At 35.6% G+C, this 503-nt stretch carries 1 protein-coding gene; it reads left to right on the forward strand.

All coding sequences use genetic code 11. The annotated features are described in order from the left end of the window. Positions 1-81: 81 nt before the first annotated feature. Positions 82-503 (forward strand): ParB N-terminal domain-containing protein (locus P3R27_RS14715; protein ID WP_301390177.1); only part of this gene is annotated, 422 nt, incomplete at its 3' end.

Consider the following 503-nt stretch of genomic DNA (forward strand, 5'->3'; position numbering starts at 1 on the left):
TAAAAACATTGGGGGTGCCAGGGACAATATATACGAGTCCGACACTTCGAATGTTTGAAATCTTTAGAATCGGAGGAAATTATGAAAATATCAAAAATGAAACTCGCTGATCTTAAGCCAGCAGATTACAATCCTAGAATTGATTTAAAACCAGGGATGGAAGAATATGAAAAGCTTAAATATTCCATTTTAGAGTTTGGGTTTGTCGATCCACCTATTTTTAACAAACGAACAGGAAATCTCGTTGGCGGTCATCAACGTGTTGCTGTGGCTAAAAATTTGGGGCTATGCGAAGAGATAGAGGTATCTGTCGTTGATTTACCACTTGATAAGGAAAAAGCTCTTAATGTGGCTCTCAATAAGATTACTGGTCGTTGGGATGATGAAAAGCTTTCTGTTTTGTTGAAAGAATTAGAAAATGAAACTATTGTTTTAACAGGTTTTGAATCGGAAGAAGTAGAAGAATTACTTACTGCGTTTGATTATAAAGAAGATACCGAAAA

Source organism: Enterococcus spodopteracolus (genome assembly GCF_030441955.1).
Lineage (GTDB): Bacteria > Bacillota > Bacilli > Lactobacillales > Enterococcaceae > Enterococcus_B > Enterococcus_B spodopteracolus.